Consider the following 19,357-nt stretch of genomic DNA (forward strand, 5'->3'; position numbering starts at 1 on the left):
GGGGAAATGCCTGAAAAAGTGGCTGGAAAAGTGGTCGGGAGGGACCGCCCGGGGAGACGGGGCCGGCAGGAGGTCCGGGCCCACCTGTGCCCCACCGCCTACAGCAGTACGCCCTGCCTGGAAAAGCGGGCGCCCTCGAGGCTGAGCAGGCGGGCCTTGAGTTCCAGGCCTCCCGCGTAGCCGGTCAGGGTGCCGTCGGCGCCGATAACGCGATGGCAGGGAATCACGATGGCGAGGGGATTGGCGCCATTGGCCCGCGCAACCGCACGGACCGCCCTGGGGTTACCCAGCGCTTCCGCCTGCTGCAGGTAGCTCCGGGTCTCGCCGTAGGGGATATCCTGCAGGGCGGCCCAGACACGCTGCTGGAAAGGCGTGCCGGGGGGCTGCAGCGGCAGCTCGAAAGCCCGCCGGCGACCGTCCAGGTACTCCCCCAGCTGGGTCGACGCCATGTCCGTCAGGGCGCACGTCCCCCGCTGCCACCCGGGCCCCATCCCCGGGCACCTGCCGTCGCGGACGAAGCCCAGCGCCACCAGTGCCGCCTGTGGGCCACTGTCCTCTGCGGCGACACAGACATCACCGAGCACGGTAGGATAAATCTCGTAAACAATCATTCACTGTCCCCAGTTTGCAGCGATTGCCACAGCAGTAATGCTCCATAAGCCCGCCAGGGCCGCCATTGCTCCGCCCGGTTCCTGGCCGCACCCGGCGAGGCCCGCTCGCCGCCCTCCCCCAGCGCCTGGAGGATACCAAGGTCTGACGCCGGGAAGGCATCGGGCAGCGACAAGCCGCGCATGGCTATGTACTGCGCGGTCCAGTCGCCGATGCCCGGCAATGCAGTCAACTGCGCACACCATCGCTCCAGGTCGGTCTCGGTGAAGTCCACCCCCCCTTCCAGGGTCGCCGCCACGAAAGTCCGCAGGGTCGCCGCCCGCGCCCGTGTCACCCCCAGGCCCTCGAAATCCGCCCCGGCCAGTTCCCGGCCCCCCGGGAAGAGCCGCCACTGCCGGCCACTGGTATCCACAAAGCGCCCCCCGTAACGCTCCACCAGCCGCCCGGCTATGGTTGTCGCCGCGGCGACCGATATCTGCTGGCCCAGAATCGCCCGCAAGGCGTACTCAAACGGATCCCAGGCGCCCGGCAGCCGCACCCCGGGCAACAACTCCAGCTGCCGTGCCAATAATGGGTCCACAGACAGTACCTGCCCGATTTCACCGGTATCCACGTCCAGGTCAAACAACCGGCGCAACCGCTGGTTGAGGACAAAAAGGCCCCGCCCATCGCCGGAATCCAGCTCCACCACCAGGCGGTGCGCCGCCGCATCGTCGCTGACCCTCAGCACACCTGGCCCACCGCCCTCCAGGCAAAAGCTCCGCTGGTATATCCCGTCGTTTACCTCTTCGATTCCCCTGAGTGCCCGGGCACGGAAAAAGTCCAGCAGCTTCTGCCAGTCAAAGGGCGGCCGGTAAGGCAGGTAAAACCGGATCCCACCCCGGACCGCAGTCCCGCTCCGGGTCTCCTTTCGCACCTCCGTGGGGGTTCGGTGGCATACCTGCTGGAAAACCGCATTGAAACGGCGCGTGCTGTTGAAGCCGGCCTCGAACGCCACCTGGCCCACGGGCATGCGTGTCTCACGCAACAGTCCCAGCGCAAACATTACCCGTTCCACCTGCCAGTACTGCAGTGGGCTCATACCCAGGTGCTCGTTGAACAGTCGCCGCAGGTAACGGCTGCTGATTCCCAGCCGTTCCGCCAGCGATTCTACTGACGCCCCCTCGCGCTCACTGCGCATCAGGGCCAGCGCCCGCTGCACGGTGGTACCCACCAGGCCCCAGGCGGGACTGCCGGGCGCAGCATCGGGACGGCATCGCCGGCACGGCCGGTACCCGGCTGTCGCCGCCTCGGCCGCTGTTCGAAAGTATTCAACATTCTTTTCCAGGGGTGCCCGGGCCGGGCAGATCGGGCGGCAGAAAATACCCGTGGTTTTTACCGCGGTGTAGAACAGACCATCAAATCTCTGGTCCCGGGCCAGCCGGGCACGGGAACAGGTTTCACGGGACAGGGCCACTGGCAACTCCTCTTCAGATGGGGCCAGTCTATGGGTATTCCAGCCGGGTGACGAGTCACATTCGGAACTGACAGGCCCGGACGTGATAACAGGGCCTAACCACCGCCAGCAAGCCCCGGTGATGGCGGCAGGGGGGTGCAAAGCCAGGGTGAGTTATCCAGTACCGGGATAACGCTTTAATGATGGATACGATGCCCGGTTGGCTGCCCGCCCCCTATGTCGCTCCCACCTCCTTTTCGACACATCGGCAGATATCTCCTAAACCTGAAGAGGGGTCCGGGAGATTCGCCCCGGCTGCTGTCGCCGGAGCACAGGGAAGTGATGGCACAAGGGATAATGTGCCCGGAGTTGTTTAGATGTTCCGTTTACGGGCTTTGGTTGTCCTGGTTGCGCTCGTCCTGTCCGGCTGCATATTCGATTCGGACGACGACAACGGCCGCCCGCGCAATAATGATGCCGATGGCGATGGCATCATCGACCTGCAGGACAACTGCCCCGCAACCCCCAACCCCGACCAGGCCGACTTCAATGGCGATGGTGACGGCGACGCCTGTGATCCCCCGCCATCAGCCAGTCCACCGACAACACCGGAACCCGCACCGCCACAGGACACCGACAACGACTCGGTTCAGGACGATGCCGATAACTGCCCGGATACCCACAACCCCAGCCAGGCCGACCAGGATCGAGACGGCATCGGCGACTCCTGCGATCGTGACCTCGATGGCGACGGGGTCAATAACGACGTCGACAATTGCCCACTGAACCCCAACCGCGAGCCCGCCAGTATTCCCGATATTGTGCAGCTGGACCTGGACGAGGATGGTATCGGCGATGTGTGCGACAACGATCGCGACGGCGACGGTTTTACCAACGCCCTCGACAACTGCCCTGACAACACCAACGACCTACAGGGAGACAGCGATGGCGACGGCATCGGCGACCCCTGTGATGAGGAAGTCGACTCGGACCTGGACGGGGTCCCGGACCCGCTGGATAACTGCCCCGATCGTCCCAACGAATTCCAGGCCGACCTGGATGGTGACGGCTTCGGCAATCCCTGTGACAACGATGACGACGGCGATGGGATCCGCGACAGCAGCGACCATTGTCCCCTGCGCGCCAATACAGACCAGTCCGACCGCGATGGTGACGGCCTGGGAGATCGCTGTGATCTGGATGATGACGGCGACAGCATCGATGATATCGACGATAACTGCCCGGTTCAGGCAAACGCCGACCAGGCCGACCTCGACAATGACCTGGTGGGCGACACCTGCGACCGCGACCGGGATGGCGACAGTGTGGCCAACGACAATGACAACTGCCCGGGCCTTGCCAACCCCGACCAGGCCGACAGTAATGCAGACGGCGTTGGTGACCTCTGTGGCGCTTCTCCTCCCGGCGACGGTCCCGATCTCTGCCCCGGTAGCGACCTCGCCAATCCGCCGGACCCGGACAGGGACGGTTTCGGCAACAGCTGCGACCCGGATGACGACAATGACACCTTTCCCGACAGCGATGACAACTGTCCGCTGGTGATCAACCCCGACCAGCGCGACACGGACGCTGATGGCCTTGGCGACGCCTGCGACAGGGATGACGACAGCGATGGCCGGGAGGACGGCAACGACAACTGCCCCCTTCTTGCCAATAACAGCCAGGCAGACGATGACGGCGATGGTCGCGGCAATCCCTGCGACCCCACGCCGCAGGGCCTGGACCGGGATGAGGATGGCATCGCAGACAGTGAGGACAACTGCCCCGACACAACCAATCCCGGCCAGGAAGACAGCGACCGGGACGGCATTGGCAATGCCTGTGCAGCACCGACCCCGGACCGCGATGATGACACGGTGCTGGATTCAGAGGACAACTGCCCCGATATCCCGAACCCGCAACAGGAAGATGACGACAACGACGGGATCGGGGATGCCTGCGAGGAAGTCCGGCCGGATGCGGACCGCGACGGTATCCGCGACGACCGCGACAACTGCCCGGACATCGCCAATGGAGCGCAGTCCGATATCGACCTGGACGGCCGTGGGGATGCCTGCGACAACGACCTTGATAGCGATGGGGTTGCCAACGGCACCGACAACTGCCCGTTTACCGCCAACGCGGACCAGCTCGACGATGACGACGACGGCGACGGCAACCTCTGCGAAACCGACCGGGACGGGGACGGCATTCCGGATTCGGCGGACAATTGCCCGGACATTCCCAATGCCGACGGCGCCGACCGCGACAATGACGGCATCGGTGACCTATGCGATGCCGACCTCGACGGCGATGGCGTGGGGAATACCTCCGATAACTGCCCGCTCCAGGCCAATACCGGGCAGGAGGATATTGATGATGATGGCCTGGGGGACGTATGCGACACCAATGAACCGGTCTCCTGTGGCGACCGGGGTGGGTTCAGGGCGCTCTCCGGGTTCGATATTGATTTCACCGTGGGCTCAGGTCCCGACTGCCCCCTGTGCCCGGTATTCACCCCGGAAAACGTTCCCGATGATTTCTTTGCCAATGCCGGGCGCCTGGCGGTACCCATAGACTCGGCGGGCAGCGCTTTTATCCGGATAGTGGATACCAATGAGGCGTATACGGGACCTTTCAGGGCCGGCTTTATCCTCGAGTCCGCCACCCTGCACCTTGATCGCATAATCCTCGAAGGCCTCACCCTGCGGACATTACTCGACGGGGTGGACACCGGCGAGCGTGCTCACGGCCGGGAGCTGCTGGTGTTCAGGCTACAGGGTGAGTCCGGTTTTCGCCGCCTGGTAACATTCAAAACCGACGCGGATTTCGATGCTGTCGAGGTTCGACTCGACGGCCTGCCATATTCTGTAAACCAATTAGACATTTACCTGCCGTGCCTGGCCCCAGTCCCACCTCCATGACCGCAGGCGGATTGCTGTGCTATGCCCGCCTGGCCACAGGATCGAACACTGACCTGTCGCGAAACCGGCACAGCACTGAACGCCGCCCCGGCAACCGAACCGGCAGAGAAGTCAGGCGGCCAAACGAGGGGGCCAACCTGAAAGGCAGTTAACAACAAATAGTCATATCGCCAGGTTCAACACTCGTTAGCTTTGACGCCAACATATAGACACAAATCACACTTTAGATTAGAAAGCCATCACGCAATAAAGAAAATTTTCTATAGGCAAAGGAAAGCCGCCGGGATCCAGATCCACCCGGCGGCGTGCCAGGGGCGACAGGGAAGTTGCTGTTCAGGCTGAAGTCACCAACCGTGCAGGGACGCCGGTTTGTGTGGTCCCGACCATTGCATCTACGCCAGATTCCCGCCCCGGGCAGACAACAAAAACCTGCTCCGGAGAAACCCGCATGATGCGCTTCCCGATCTTTCTTCTCTTTGCATCGCTCACCCTTCTCTACGCCTGCACAGCGGATGAGAGCGGTCGCAGGGAGACAACCACCTTCAACAGCGCCTCCGCGGCCCCGCTGGACACCGATGGCGACGGCATCACGGACCAGGATGACAATTGTCCGGACATGGCTAATCCCGGCCAGGGCGATGCCGACGGCGATGGCAGCGGCGACGCCTGTGACAGCGATCGGGATGGAGATGGTATAGACAACAGTGCCGATAACTGCCCTTCGACCGCCAATCCAGACCAGGCCGATGGTGACAGCGACGGTACCGGTGATGCCTGCGACAACGATATCGACGGCGATACCGTCGGGAACAGTGCCGACAACTGCCCGCTGGTCGCGAACAGTGATCAGGATGACCTCGATGGCGATGGTACCGGCGACAGCTGTGACAATGACACCGATGGTGATGAGGTCACCGACAGCCTGGATAACTGCCCCATGGCAGCAAATCCGGGCCAGGAGGACCAGGACAACGACGGCATTGGCGATGCCTGTGATGCCGACAGTGATTCTGATGATGACGGCCTCGACGACGGCGCGGATAACTGCCCGGCCGTGGCCAACCCGGAGCAGGACGACACCGATGGCGACGGTACTGGTGATGCCTGTGACGAAGATGATGATGGCGACAGCGTCGACGATGGATCAGACAACTGCCCGGCCACGGCCAACGAGGACCAGGCAGACCTGGACGGGGACGGCATTGGCGACGCCTGCGACAACGACCACGATGGCGACAATACCCCCACCGCGCAGGACAACTGCCCTGATACACCCAATCCCGGGCAGGAGGACACGGATAATGACTCCATTGGTGATGCCTGTGATGACTTCACCGACAGCGATGGTGATGGCATCGCCGAGGACAGCGACAACTGCCCCGCCACCGCCAATCGCGATCAGGCCGATGCTGACGGCGACGGCACCGGTGATGCCTGCGACAGCGATACCGATGGCGACGGCACCGAGAACAGCAGCGATAACTGCCCCCTGATTACCAATGCAGACCAGCAGGACACAGATGGTGACGGCAACGGAGATGCCTGTGACGAAGACAGTGACAACGACGGTGTCGATGATGTGAACGATAACTGTCCGCTCAATGCCAATGCCGAGCAGACCGATGCGGACGGCGACGGAATCGGCGACAGCTGTGATGATGATGTCGACGGGGACAATGTCGACAATGACGCTGATAATTGCCCCTCTGTTGCCAACGAGGACCAACAGGACACCGATGGAGACGGGTTCGGTGATGCCTGCGACGACAATACCGACAGCGATTCAGATGGCGTACCTGACGAAGCCGATAACTGTCCCGAGGATGCCAATGCCGACCAGCAGGACCAGGACGACGATGGTATCGGTGATGCCTGTGATACCGACCGCGATGGCGACGGCGATGAAAATACCGGCGATAACTGCCCGGCGGTTGCCAATCCCTCACAGGCCGACACCGACAATGATGGTATCGGCGATGCCTGTGACAGTGACGACGACAACGACTCGATCGCCGATGAGGACGACAATTGCCCTTATATTCCCAATTCCGACCAGGCCAATCGCGACGGCGACCAGTACGGCGATGCCTGTGACAGCGATGAGGACGGTGATGGGGTCGGTGATGACGTGGATAACTGTCCCGCACTCGCCAACGAAGAGCAGTTGAACACCGACGGCGACGCGCAGGGCGATGCCTGTGACAGCGACGATGACAATGACGGTATCGAGGATGACACCGACAACTGTCCGCTGGTTGCCAATACAGAGCAGTCGGACCTGGACGGCGATGGCACCGGCGATGCCTGCGACGATGATCGCGATGGCGATGGCCTCCCCGACGACCGCGATAACTGCCCCGGTGAGGCAAACCTCGACCAGGCTGACCAGGACGGCGACGGCATCGGCGACGCATGCGATGCGGACAGTGATACCGATAATGACGGCCTGGATGACGGCGAGGACAACTGCCCGGCGGAGCCCAATGCCGGCCAGGACGACCTCGATGGCGACGGTGTCGGCGATGCCTGCGACGCCGATGTCGATGGCGACGGCTTCCCTAACGATGAGGACAACTGCCCCATGACCGCCAATGACCAGGCGGATGCCGATGGGGACGGCCTCGGTGACGTCTGTGACGAAGACCTGGATGGCGATTCCGTCAACGACAGTGAAGACAATTGCCCGGTCGACTACAACCCGGACCAGTCGGACCAGGACGGTGACGGCCCGGGCGATGCCTGCGACCTGGACCGCGACGGCGACGGCGTGGACAACGGGGACGACAATTGCCCGGCAGTGTCCAACCCGAACCAGCTCGACGCGGATGGCGATGGTATCGGGGATGCCTGTGACCCCGATGTGGACAACGACGGGGTGGCCAACGAGGAGGACAATTGCCCGCAGACTGCCAACCCAGAGCAGGACGATTTCGACAATGATGGTATCGGCGATGCCTGCGACAACGGCCTTGCGGCCACCTGTGAGTCAGTCGGCGACTTCCAGCCGATTACCACCAGTGATTCCAAGCTGGCCCACGGCATTGTCACTCCCTGCCTGGAATGCTCGGTTACCAGCCCTGGCCGGGTCACCAACGATGTGATCACCGATGCCGCGCGGATCGAGGTATCGGCTGGGGCCGGTGGCGGTGCCTATATCGATGTGACCAAGACCACGGTGCTGTCCGGCAGGCATCGCATAGGCTTCCTGGTGGAGAAGCCTGCCTCTCTCCTGGACCTGGTGCTGCTGGAAACCGTACGCATCAGCACCATGCTTGGCGGCCAGCCCACCGGTGACAGCGGCACAGGCAGCTCTCTGGTGGTCTTCGATGTGGACGGTGCCGTGAACCAGCGCGTGATCACTATCAACTCGGTACAGCCTTTCGACCGGGTACGGCTGAGCCTTGGCAGCCTGCCCACCGAAGTGAACCAGCTGGATGTGTACATGGCTTGCCTGGCCCCGATCAACCGCTGATCGGCAACCGGCTCCCGGGCAGCAGCCGGGGGCCGGTTTTGTTTCGCTCACGTAGCGCCGCCAGTTCCCGCTGCGGTGGCCTTACCGGGGTACATCGGGCGCAGCGAAATACTTCGGAGCTTCCATCAAGGCAGCTGCAGCCCCGGGGTTGTCCGACCGCTGGTCGCGGCCATGGGCCGCTCCTACAGCAGGCGATTACAAACAAAAAACCCGGCAGTGATGCCGGGTTTTTTGTGGGAGGGGTTTATGGGACCTTACTTCAGTTCCAGCACTTCCTTACCCTGGATAAAGGTGACGTCCACCGGGATATCCGCATCAGACAGGCGATCCAGGTCGGCCTGCAGCTCGGCGCCAACGACGCCCTTGCTGTCCAGCAGCTCCTTCGATTTCTCGTAGTCACCGTCACCCTGGATGGTCAGGATCAGGTTGGACAGGCTGGTCATGGCTTCCTGCATCTTGTCGAAGTCCACACTGTACTGCCCGGTTTCCGGATCGCGGGTAAATGCGCCCTGCTCCTTGAAGTAATTGAAACGCATCATGTTGGCCTTGCCGTGGGCACTGGCGGCACCGAAGCGCACGCTGCGGAAGATACTGGCCAGGAAGGTGACGTAATTGTCCATCAGTTCCCCTTCCTCGATCTCGCCCTTCTCGTGCAGGCGCGTCACCATGTAGAGGCCAAGGATATCCGCCTTGCCCTCTTCCAGCGCCGACGAGGTTTCCTTCAGCGCCTGGCGCACATTGCTACCATCGGTCACGGTTTTCTTGATCCCCAGTCCATGTGCCACCTCGTGGAACATGGTATTGGAGAAGAAAGCCGGGAAAGTGATGTGCTGGCGCTGGTCCTCGGCGATCAGTACTTCACTGATGGGTACCAGGATCTTGTCGAACTTGGCGCGCATGGCGTTTTTCAACTGCAGGCGGCGGGTGCCCTTGGCCAGCTGGACCTCTTCATCATTGGGCAGGTTGATGGCGATGGTCTTGGAACCCGCATTGCTGTGGCCGGCGTAAAAGACTACATCGTAGGCGTTCAGGTCGGAATCGGTGCCCGGCACCTCGGACTTGTACTTGTCATCCACCGGCAGGCCCTTTTGCAACTCGGGCAGGAAGGCGGCGAACTTGGCCAGCTTCTCACTCCACTCCATGTCCTTCAGCAGGACGTAGGACTCGTACGCGGTGCGGTAGGCGAACAACTGGTCCTCGTAGTTCTCGATCGGGCCGATCACCACGTCGATTTCATTGTCCTTCATGTCCATCCAGGCCATATCGCTGGGACGGAAATCGTCAGACAGCAGCGCGTCGGCGCGCATGCTCAGGTAATTGGCAAACTGCTCGTCCTCGGCCAGCTCGGACGCCTGGCGCAGGATTTCCGCAGCCTTCTCCAGGTCACTCTTGTAGGCCTCGCTGTAAGGCACCAGCTTCAGGTTGCCATCCTGGTCGCGGCGTACCAGGGAGTAGAGGCCATCCTTACCCGGCTGCTGCCACTGCTCGAACTCCTTCTTGGTCATGTCTTCCGGATAGAACTCGGCACCGGGCGGCTTGGGGCCGTAGCCATCGATGAATGGCTCGTTGTTGTTGAGCCGGTCCCAGGGACCGTAGTTGATCCGTGCAAACTCGCGCTTGGCGCTGTCCTCGATGCCCGGTAGCAACTCTTCTGCGGGACCAAATGACTGCAGCCAGAAGAGACGATCCATGATCTGGCTGGCATCGATCAGCAGGCCGATCATCTGCCGCTGGTCGTCCGAGAGGTCGGACAGGTCCGCGTTCAGCTCAACCGGAACATAGATATCAAAGCGGCCATTGGCTTCGGCAGCTTCCTGCTCGGAGGGCTCCGCCTGGGTCTGTTCGACCGCGGTACCGGTCTCCTCGATTACCTCGGTCTGCTCCCCGCGGGGGGAGCAGGCGCTCATGACAGCCAGCGCCAGTAGCGCGGTGGCAAATTTTGCAGTCTTCATATGGGCCTCTGCCTATCGTTATCTTTGCAACGGCTCGCAACATTAGAGCGGTGCGGCCCAATTATCAAGAATGTGGCCGCAGGGTTCAGTGGTCCCGGGACACACTGTTCAATTCCTGATCAACCACAGCACCTTCCTCGCCCTGCTCCTGTTGCATACGCCAGAGGGCAGCATAGTGACCCGCCTGTCGCAGCAGCTGCTCGTGGCTGCCTTGCTCCACGATACGCCCCTCGTCCAGGACCAGGACCACGTCCGCATCCACCACTGTGGACAGGCGATGGGCAATCACCAGGGTGGTCTGTTCCCGGGCCACCTGCCGCAGTGCCTCCAGGATGCCTCGCTCTGAGCGGCTGTCCAGGGAGGAGGTGGCTTCGTCGAAGACCATGATTGGTGGGTGTTTGAGCAGGGCCCGGGCAATCGCCACCCGCTGGCGTTCGCCACCGGAGAGTTTCAGCCCCCGCTCCCCCACCAGGGTGTTGGCGCCCTCCGGCAACTGGCTGATGAAACCGTAGAGCTGGGCGTGCCGGATGGCTTCGAGCACTTCCTCATCGCTGGCATCGACACGGCCGTAGCGGACATTCTCCAGCAGTGACTGGTTGAAGAGCACGGTATCCTGCGGCACCACGCCGATGGCGCGACGCAGGGAAGCCTGACTGACGGTACGAATGTCCTGCCCGTCGACCAGGATCCGCCCGGCAGAGGCATCGTAGAAACGGAACAGTAACTTGAACAGGGTCGACTTGCCGGCGCCGCTGGCACCGACAATGGCAACTTTCTGGCCTGGCTTCACGGTAAAAGTGATTCCCTTGAGGATTTCCCGGTCCGGGCGGTAGCCAAACCGGACAGCCTCAAATTCCACCTGGCCCTCCGTTACCTGCAGTTCGCCTGCCCCGGGCATATCCTTCACCCCTGGCGCCACCTCCAGCAACGAGAACATTTTCTCGATATTGGCCAGGGAGCCCTTCATTTCCCGGTAGACAAAGCCGAGGAAGTTGAGCGGGATAAAAATCTGCATCATAAAGGCATTGATCAGCACAAAGTCGCCAATGGTCATTTGCCCCTGGGTGACCCGCGCAGCGGCCAGCACCATCGCTGCGGTCATCGCGGTGGCGATAATCACTGCCTGGCCGGCGTTGAGCCCGAAAAGGGACAGCCGGTTCTTGCGCCGCGCCTGCTCCCACTGGGCCAGTTCCACGTCGTAGTGGCCAGCCTCGTACTGCTCATTGCCGAAATACTTCACCGTCTCATAGTTCAGCAGGCTGTCCACGGAACGGCTGCTGCTGCGGGATTCAGCCTCATTCAGCTCACGCACAAAACGCGTCCGCCATTCAGTGGCCACTACCGAGAACCCGATGTAAACCACCACCGCACCCAGTACCAGCAGCGCAAACACGCCGCTGTAATTCCACCACAACAGCACTGCCACCATGCCGATTTCCAGCAGGGTCGGGACAATGTTGAAGACCATGAAGCGCATCAGGAAACCGATACCGGAAATGCCGCGCTCGATATCCCGCGACAGGCCCCCGGTGCGGCGGTTGAGGTGAAAGTCCAGGTCGAGGCGGTGCAGGTGCTGGAAGACCTCAAGCCCGATACGCCGCTGGGCGCGCTCGGTGACCCGGCCGAAAATGGTATCCCGCAGCTCGCCAAACAGCACACTGGAAAAGCGTACCGCGCCGTAGGCCAGCAACAGCCCCAGTGGCAACGCGATCGCGGCAGCCGCACCACCGGCGGCATCCAGGTCGTCGACGATATGCTTGAGGATAAAAGGCAGCCCCACACTCGCCAGCTTGGCGCCCACCAGGCACAGCAGCGCAAGCACCACCGCGCGGCGGAATTCCAGCAGGTAGGGAAACAGGGTTTTCAGCGCGCCCCAGTGCACATCTTCCAGGGCGACCGCGGACTTGGGTCTGGGCATAGTAAAACTCGGGAGAAACCGGCCCACAGTATACGGCCCGGAATCGCTGGCTGCAGCCGCCGCGGAAGCTGGCCCGCCGGGTTCCGGCAGGCTCAAGAAGCACCGTTCGCCCGCCTGCGGGCTCCCGCGGCTCCGGGAGGATTAAGTCAGTTCAGTGCCCGCAACGGCACATCGTTGCGGTGGGAAATATCGGCATCGAGGATCTTCACCAGGAACTCGGTCAGGATGCCGGCAGTAAAGCCCCAGATTTCGTATTCCTGGAACTGGTAGGCCGGCAGGTAGATGGCCCGCTCATCGATGGTGATCTGGTCCGTGCGGATACGCGGGTCCTCCAGGAAAAACGACAGCGGCACGCGGAAGATCGCGTCCAGCTCTCCCGGGTTCGGTACCAGTGCCACGTCCGGTGAGACCACCCCAAGCCAGGGCGTCACGTGCACGTTCCAACGGGTGCTGCGCGGCCACAGCGGCCCCAGCACCCGCACCGCTTCCGCTGGCAGGCCGATTTCCTCCTCGGTTTCCCGCAGGGCCGTATGCAGCAGGGATGCATCCCCGGTTTCCCAGCGCCCACCCGGCAGGGAAACCTCACCGGAGTGCGTCGACAGGTGGGCGGATCGCAGGGTGAGAATGACTTCCGGGTCAGGCTCTTCGGTCAGCGCCAGCAATACCGCGGCATGACCACTCAGGTCCGGCGCGGCGGGCACCCGGGACTCCAACTTGTCCCGGAAATGGCGGAATCTACGCTCGATCTTGTCCAGCATCGTAATATTGTCTTCTCACCTTCAGCACGTGCCCCGGGCACGGTATGCAGTTCACCTGTACTTACTATACGGCAAGCAACACCTGAGACCACATTTTCCGGCCAGGATTCAGGGTTCCGCTGGCGGGCCCGCCCGGTGCGTGGCCGGAATATGCCCGCCCTTGATTTTCTCCCGCAGGGACTGCACCAGCGCGTAGTAAACCGGCACCAGTAATGTGGCGAAAATCGCCGCTGCAGTCATGCCCCCGAAAACCGCCAGCCCCAGCGAAATGCGACTGGCCGCCCCGGCGCCGGAGGCCACCAGCAGCGGCATCACTCCCAGCACAAACGACAACGCCGTCATCAGCACGGCCCGGAACCGCAGGCGGGTGGCACTTATCGCCGCCTCGGCCACGGACTTACCGGCATCGCGTTCGTTCGCGGCAAACTCCACGATCAGGATTGCACTCTTGGCCGCCATGCCGATCAGCAATACCAGGCCGATCTGGGTATACAGGTTATTGACCGCCCCCGCCAGCAGGTTAACCAGCAACGCCCCCGCAATGGCGATCGGCACGCACAACATCACCGCAATCGGAATCATCCAGCTCTCGTACTGCGCCACCAGGAACAGGTATACGAATACGATGGCGAGGGAAAACAGGATGGGAGCCATATTCCCCGAGGTGATTTCCTGCAGGCTGGACCCGGTCCATTCGTAGCTGTAACCCGCAGGCAGGCGCTCCGCCACCTGTTCCATGGCCCGCATCGCCTCGCCGCTGGAATAGCCCGGGGCCTGGGCACCATTGATGGTGACGCTGTTATAGAGGTTGTAGCGGTCAATGGTCTGGGGGGCCACTGTGGGCGAGATCTCGACAATGGAGGTAACCGGTACCAGCTCGCCGCTGTTGGCGCGGACGAAAAATCCCGACAGGTCCTGCTCGTCGCTGCGGAACTGTTCGTCACCCTGCAACATGACCCGGAAAACCTTACCGAACAGGTTGAAGTCGTTGACGTAGAAGCCACCCAGCTGCGCCTGCAGGGTGTTGTAGACATCTGTCAGCTGCACCCCGAGGGTATGGGCCTTGTCCCGGTCGACCTCAAGCTCCAGTTGCGGGGTGCTGGCCTGGAAACTGGTAAACGCCTGGGCGATTTCCGGCCGCTGGTTGGCCTGGCCGAGGACATCGTAGAGGACGCCTGCCAGCTCGGACGCATCACGCCCCATCAGGTCGGTAAGGATAAATTCAAAGCCGCCGATGGTGCCCACCCCGGGCAGCGGCGGTGTTGGAAACACCATCACCCGAGCCTCGGGAACTGCCGCCACGTTCTGCTGCACCCGTTGCATCACTGCCATCTGGTGCTGGGAGCGTTCCGGCCGCTCGTCCCACGGGCGCAGGATCCCGATCATGAACGCAGAGTTGGAACTGACATTGTTCGCCAGGATATTGAATCCCGGCACCGCCATCACGTGGGCCACTTCAGGCTCGGCACGCATGATTTCGCGGATCTGCTCGACCACCGGGCCAGTGCGATTCAGTGAGGCCCCTTCGGACAACTGTACGTGGACCAGGAAAAATCCCTGATCCTCGTCCGGTATAAAGCCCGAGGGCACCGAAGTAAACAACCAGTAGCAGAGAGCGACTATCCCGACGACTGACAGCGCACCCATCAATGGCCGGGCCACCCAGAACGCGACCATGGCCATATAGGATCTGGTCAGCCGGTGCAGCGTCTTGTTGAACCAACCGAAAATCCCGGTCTCCTTCATCCCGGCCACTTCGCCGCCCTCACTGCGCTTGAGCAGGGTGGCACAGAGAGCCGGGCTGAGCGTCAGCGCATTGAGGGAGGAAATGATCACCGCCATGCTGATGGTGACTGCGAACTGCCGGTACATGCCCCCGGTCAGGCCCGGCATCAGCATGACCGGCACAAACACAGCCAGCAGCACCAGCGTGGTGGCAATTACCGGCCCGGTCACTTCCTCCATGGACTTGAGCGCAGCCTCCCGTGGCGGCAGGCCCTCTGACATCAGGCGCTGGGTGTTTTCCACCACGATAATGGCATCGTCCACCACAATGCCGATGGCCAGGATCAGCGCGAACAGGGTGACCGTATTGATGGTCATACCGAATGCCAGCATCAGGGCAAAGGTACCGATCAGCGACACCGGGATGGCAATGGCGGGGATCAGGGTGGAGCGGATATCCTGCAGAAACAGGAATACCACCAGGATTACCAGCACCAGTGCGATCAACAGAGTCTCCACGACTTCCCTGATCGATGCGCTGACAAACTCGGTGGTGTCGTAGAGTATTTCCGCCTCCAGTCCCTCCGGGAAACGCTCTTTCAGCACCGCCATGCGTTCCCGGATGCCCTCGGCCACGTTAAGGGCATTGGCATCCGGCAGCTGGTAGACCGCGATCACCGCCGCCGGCTTGCCGTCCAGGCGGCCATAGGCACTGTAGAACTCGCTCCCCAGTTCCACCCGCGCTATATCTTTCATCCGCACCATGCCACCGGCGGGGTTGGCCCGCAGGCTGATATCCTTGAATTCCTCCACATCCACCAGCCGCCCCTGGGCGAGGATGTTGTACTGGAACTGCTGGTCCTTGCCGATCGGCGGTGAGCCGATCTGGCCGGCGGCGACCTGCATATTCTGGGCGCGTACCGCATTGATCACATCCTGCGCGGTAATATTCAGCACTGCCATCCGGTCCGGGTTCAGCCAGATGCGCATGGCATAATTCAGGGAACCGAGAATACTGACGTCACTGACCCCCGGTACCCGTGCCAGCTCGTCGCGGATAAATATCTGGGCATAGTTGGCCAGGAAGAGTTCATCGAATTTTTCCTCGGGGGAGATCAGGTTGACCACCAGCAGCATGGTATTGGACTGCTTACGCACGATCACGCCATTGCGGCGCACCTCTTCCGGCAGCGCGGGTGTGGCCTGCTGCACCCGGTTCTGCACATTGACCTGCGCGATATCTTCGTCCGTGCCGCTCTCGAAGGTCACCGTCAACCGGTAACTGCCGTCATTGCCGCTGGAAGAGGACATGTACAGCATGTCCTCAACGCCGTTAACCTCCGCCTCCAGGGGTACCGCCACGCTGTCCCGCATGACCTCAGCACTGGCGCCGTCAAACCGGGTGGTGGCGGTGACGGTCGGCGGGGCCAGGTCGGGAAACTGGGCAATGGGCAGCAGTGGCAGGGACAGCAGCCCCGCCAGGGTGATCAGGATTGAAATCACAAACGCGAACCTGGTCCGCCGGATGAAAAATGCGCTGATCAAAAAAGTCCACTCCCTGTCGGCAAAATTCCATCTCCCTGTCGCCTGGCCGCACCCCGGCCCCTGCATCCCGCCGCTGCCTGCGCCGGCGACCGCCTACTTGCTGTCCGTAGGCACGAGGTCTTTGCCGATGCCGGACCCATCCCGCTTATCCTTCTCACCACTTGCCCCGCGCCCAGGGCCCTCGCGACTTCCGGCACGGTAGTCGGCATAGGGGTTACGGGCGGAGGACTGGGGATCCACCGGTTGCTCCGCGACCACCCGCTGCAGCCCATTGACGATCACGGTTTCGCCGGCTTTCAGGCCCTCTTCCACAGCCCACAGTTCCCCCTCACGCTGGCCCAGCTCCAGGTACCGGCGATGCGCAATATCCTGGCTGTCCACGACGAATACATAGCGCCCCTGCATGTCTTCCAGCACCGCCGACTGCGGCACCAGCGGCTTGACCTGTTCGCTGCCGCCATAGACCCGGACTGACACACGGGCAAACTGCCCCTGGATCAGCAACTGGTTCGGGTTGGGGAACTCGGCCCGGACCGCCACAGAGCCGGTATTCGGGTTGACCTTGTTGTCGACAAAAGCAATGGTGCCGGGGTGGGGATAAAAACTGCCGTCCGGCTGCTCGATGCGGATATCCCGCTGTTCCGGCCGCAACCCGGCCTGGGCGCGGCGCTCCGCGGTAATCTGGACCGAGAACACCCTATCCTCTGGCACCTCGAACAAGACGAATACCGGGTCTGTATTGAGTATGGTCGCGAGCGGCTCCGACTGCGGTCCCACCAAAGCACCAACGGGAAAGGCGGACCGCCCGATGCGACCTGTCAGGGGAGCATAAATGCGCGTGTAGGAAAGATTGAGTTCCGCCGTGCTGACGTCAGCCCTGGCCTCTTTCAGGCTGGCCTGGGCCTGCTCAAAATCCCCCTTCAACCGGTCAAAATCCGACTTGCTGATAAAGCCCTTCGGCACCAATTCGCGCCCGCGCCCATAGTTGCGCTCGGCCACCTCCAGCGCTGCACGGGCCCTGGAGACGGCGGCGCGGCGATTTTCCAGCGTGGCAACAAACGGCTGCGGATCAATCTCGTAAAGCAGTTCGCCTTCCCTGACCAGGCTGCCTTCCTCAAAGTAGCGCCCCTGGATATTGCCCTCCACCCGTGGCCTTACCTGCAGCTCATCGGTGGCCTCGACCCGGCCGACATACTCGAACCGGGGAATGACCGGTTGCTCGCGCACAGAGAGTATCTCCACCGGCGGCGGGGGTGGCGCGGTTTGCTCCGGTCCCCGGTCACCACAGGCAGCGAGCATGATCGCCAGCAAACCCAGGCACAACCCGGGGATCTGAATGCGGGAGTTCATGGCCGGACTGTCACCATACCCGAAGGCCTTGTTCATCCTTCAACTATAGATGTTGCCTGTGACAGCCCGCCCGGGCAGTGCCTTTGGCGCCAGGGCCCAGGTGCGGAATGGCCGGGTACGCAGATGAACTGGATAACGCCATTTTTACTTCCCGCTGGAATATTGATGCAAGTGCGGGACATGCAACCACACCATCTACACTTGCTGTTGTAGCAATTGGTGGGTATTCCCGATGGCCTCAGAGCAAGAGCGCTACCTGAATCGCACCACCATGATGGGCATGGTGGTGGGCTCCATGGTGGGCGCGGGGATATTTTCCCTGCCAGCCACCTTCGGGAACGCCACCGGCCCCTTCGGCGCACTGATTGCCTGGACCATTGCCGGCACCGGCATGCTGATGCTGGCCTTCGTATTCCAGTTCCTGGCGGTGCGAAAACCGGACCTGGATGCGGGTATCTTTACCTACGCGAAGGAAGGATTCGGCAACTACCCGGGGTTTATCGCCGCATTCGGTTTCTGGGCCGGCAGCTGCCTGGGGAACACCACCTACTTTATCCTGATCAAGTCCACACTCGGCGCCGCCATCCCGGCCTTCGGTGAAGGCAACACCGTTCCCGCAGTCTTTGTGTCATCCATCGTGCTGTGGTCGATCCACTTCATGATCCTGCGGGGAGTCAAGCAAGCCGCCTTTATCAACAAGATCGTGACTGTAGCCAAAATCATCCCCATCATCATGTTCATTGTGATCGTGGCGTTTGCGTTCAAGAAAGACCTGTTCGTGGAAAACTTCTGGGGTGGTGGTGAATACAATTTCCGCGATGTAATCGGGCAGGTGCGACGCACCATGCTGGTTACCGTATTCGTGTTTATCGGTGTCGAGGGGGCAAGCGTGTTTTCCCGCTACGCCAGAAATCGCGCCGACGTGGGCTGGGCCACGGTGATGGGGTTCCTCGGCGTGCTGTGCCTGATGATCCTGGTAACCCTGCTGCCCTACGGCGTCCTGCTCCGTCCGGAGATCGCCGATCTGCGCCAACCCTCCATGGCCGGCGTCTTGCATGCGGTGGTAGGAACCTGGGGCGCCGTGTTTGTCAGTGCCGGCCTGATCGTTTCCGTGCTCGGTGCCTACCTGGCCTGGACCCTGTTATGTGCAGAGGCACTGTTTACCGCGTCCAGATATGAGCTGGTACCGAAAGCGTTCGGTCACGAAAACAAAAACGGCGTGCCGTCGACGGCCCTGTGGCTGACCAATATCCTGGTGCAGATCTTCCTGATCCTGACCATCTTTGCCCAGTACGCGTTCGACCTGACCCTCGAAATGACCAGTTCCATGACGCTGATCCCCTACCTGCTGGTGGCCGCCTATGGCCTGAAACTGGGACTGACGCGGGAGACCTACGAATCGGACCCGGGACGGCTCCGCCGCCGCGAGATGGCATTCGCTGCCATTGCCTGTATTTACTCAATATTCATGATTATCGCCGGGGGCCTGGTGTACGTGCTGCTCGGTTGCATACTGCTGGCCCCCGGCAGCCTGCTGTTTATTTTTGCCCGCCGCGAACTCAAGCTGCGGACGTTCACGCCAATCGAGCTGGTGCTCTTCTCAGCCATAGTACTCGGGGCCATCGTGGGTATTTACGCACTGGTCACCGGCGCCATTACGCTGTAAACC

Annotated in this window: 10 protein-coding genes; 3 read left to right on the forward strand and 7 right to left on the reverse strand. The window is 61.9% G+C overall.

What is annotated here, in order from left to right; genetic code table 11:
* Nucleotides 1-98: 98 nt before the first annotated feature.
* Complete coding sequence (locus LVD10_RS18015; RefSeq protein ID WP_305080596.1) at nucleotides 99-611, reverse strand: methylated-DNA--[protein]-cysteine S-methyltransferase; 513 nt, start codon at nucleotides 609-611, stop codon at nucleotides 99-101.
* Nucleotides 608-2,065, reverse strand: coding sequence for an AlkA N-terminal domain-containing protein (locus tag LVD10_RS16285; RefSeq protein WP_237064306.1), 1,458 nt, complete (start codon nucleotides 2,063-2,065; stop codon nucleotides 608-610). The genes LVD10_RS18015 and LVD10_RS16285 overlap by 4 nt, the downstream gene beginning before the upstream one ends.
* Before the next feature lie 356 nt (nucleotides 2,066-2,421).
* Between LVD10_RS16285 and LVD10_RS16290 the strand changes: the two genes are divergently transcribed.
* Nucleotides 2,422-4,968 carry a thrombospondin type 3 repeat-containing protein gene (locus LVD10_RS16290; protein ID WP_237064308.1) on the forward strand — a complete coding sequence of 849 codons (2,547 nt, stop codon included), beginning with the start codon at nucleotides 2,422-2,424 and terminating at the stop codon, nucleotides 4,966-4,968.
* A gap of 448 nt (nucleotides 4,969-5,416) precedes the next feature.
* Entirely contained in the window at nucleotides 5,417-8,440 is a 3,024-nt protein-coding gene (locus LVD10_RS16295; RefSeq protein WP_237064310.1) for a thrombospondin type 3 repeat-containing protein, read from the forward strand.
* Between the two features lie 254 nt (nucleotides 8,441-8,694).
* On the opposite strand, the gene LVD10_RS16300 is transcribed toward LVD10_RS16295, so the two are convergent.
* The 5 genes from LVD10_RS16300 to LVD10_RS16320 all read right to left on the reverse strand — a co-directional run bounded on the left by LVD10_RS16300 (nucleotide 8,695) and on the right by LVD10_RS16320 (nucleotide 17,688).
* Nucleotides 8,695-10,392 carry a DUF8614 domain-containing protein gene (locus tag LVD10_RS16300; RefSeq protein WP_237064312.1) on the reverse strand — a complete coding sequence of 566 codons (1,698 nt, stop codon included), beginning with the start codon at nucleotides 10,390-10,392 and terminating at the stop codon, nucleotides 8,695-8,697.
* An 85-nt stretch (nucleotides 10,393-10,477) separates the two neighbouring features.
* Nucleotides 10,478-12,310, reverse strand: coding sequence for an ABCB family ABC transporter ATP-binding protein/permease (locus LVD10_RS16305; protein ID WP_237064314.1), 1,833 nt, complete (start codon nucleotides 12,308-12,310; stop codon nucleotides 10,478-10,480).
* Between the two features lie 146 nt (nucleotides 12,311-12,456).
* Entirely contained in the window at nucleotides 12,457-13,068 is a 612-nt protein-coding gene (locus LVD10_RS16310; protein ID WP_233005767.1) for an NUDIX hydrolase, read from the reverse strand.
* A gap of 108 nt (nucleotides 13,069-13,176) precedes the next feature.
* Entirely contained in the window at nucleotides 13,177-16,338 is a 3,162-nt protein-coding gene (locus tag LVD10_RS16315) for an efflux RND transporter permease subunit (RefSeq protein WP_255774780.1), read from the reverse strand.
* Between the two features lie 93 nt (nucleotides 16,339-16,431).
* Nucleotides 16,432-17,688 carry an efflux RND transporter periplasmic adaptor subunit gene (locus tag LVD10_RS16320; RefSeq protein WP_233005769.1) on the reverse strand — a complete coding sequence of 419 codons (1,257 nt, stop codon included), beginning with the start codon at nucleotides 17,686-17,688 and terminating at the stop codon, nucleotides 16,432-16,434.
* Between the two features lie 232 nt (nucleotides 17,689-17,920).
* On the opposite strand from LVD10_RS16320, the gene LVD10_RS16325 reads away from it, so the two are divergent.
* Nucleotides 17,921-19,354 carry a basic amino acid/polyamine antiporter gene (locus LVD10_RS16325; protein WP_237064318.1) on the forward strand — a complete coding sequence of 478 codons (1,434 nt, stop codon included), beginning with the start codon at nucleotides 17,921-17,923 and terminating at the stop codon, nucleotides 19,352-19,354.
* Nucleotides 19,355-19,357 lie beyond the last annotated feature (3 nt).

The sequence above is a fragment of the Microbulbifer zhoushanensis genome (assembly GCF_021729055.1).
GTDB classification, from domain to species: domain Bacteria; phylum Pseudomonadota; class Gammaproteobacteria; order Pseudomonadales; family Cellvibrionaceae; genus Microbulbifer; species Microbulbifer zhoushanensis.

Coding starts and splice junctions, on each gene's coding strand:
- LVD10_RS18015 (WP_305080596.1), bottom strand. CDS start 611: ATGATTGTTTACGAGATTTATCCTACCGTGCTCGGTGATGTCTGTGTC.
- LVD10_RS16290 (WP_237064308.1), top strand. CDS start 2,422: ATGTTCCGTTTACGGGCTTTGGTTGTCCTGGTTGCGCTCGTCCTGTCC.
- LVD10_RS16295 (WP_237064310.1), top strand. CDS start 5,417: ATGATGCGCTTCCCGATCTTTCTTCTCTTTGCATCGCTCACCCTTCTC.
- LVD10_RS16300 (WP_237064312.1), bottom strand. CDS start 10,392: ATGAAGACTGCAAAATTTGCCACCGCGCTACTGGCGCTGGCTGTCATG.
- LVD10_RS16305 (WP_237064314.1), bottom strand. CDS start 12,310: ATGCCCAGACCCAAGTCCGCGGTCGCCCTGGAAGATGTGCACTGGGGC.
- LVD10_RS16310 (WP_233005767.1), bottom strand. CDS start 13,068: ATGCTGGACAAGATCGAGCGTAGATTCCGCCATTTCCGGGACAAGTTG.
- LVD10_RS16320 (WP_233005769.1), bottom strand. CDS start 17,688: ATGAACTCCCGCATTCAGATCCCCGGGTTGTGCCTGGGTTTGCTGGCG.
- LVD10_RS16325 (WP_237064318.1), top strand. CDS start 17,921: ATGGCCTCAGAGCAAGAGCGCTACCTGAATCGCACCACCATGATGGGC.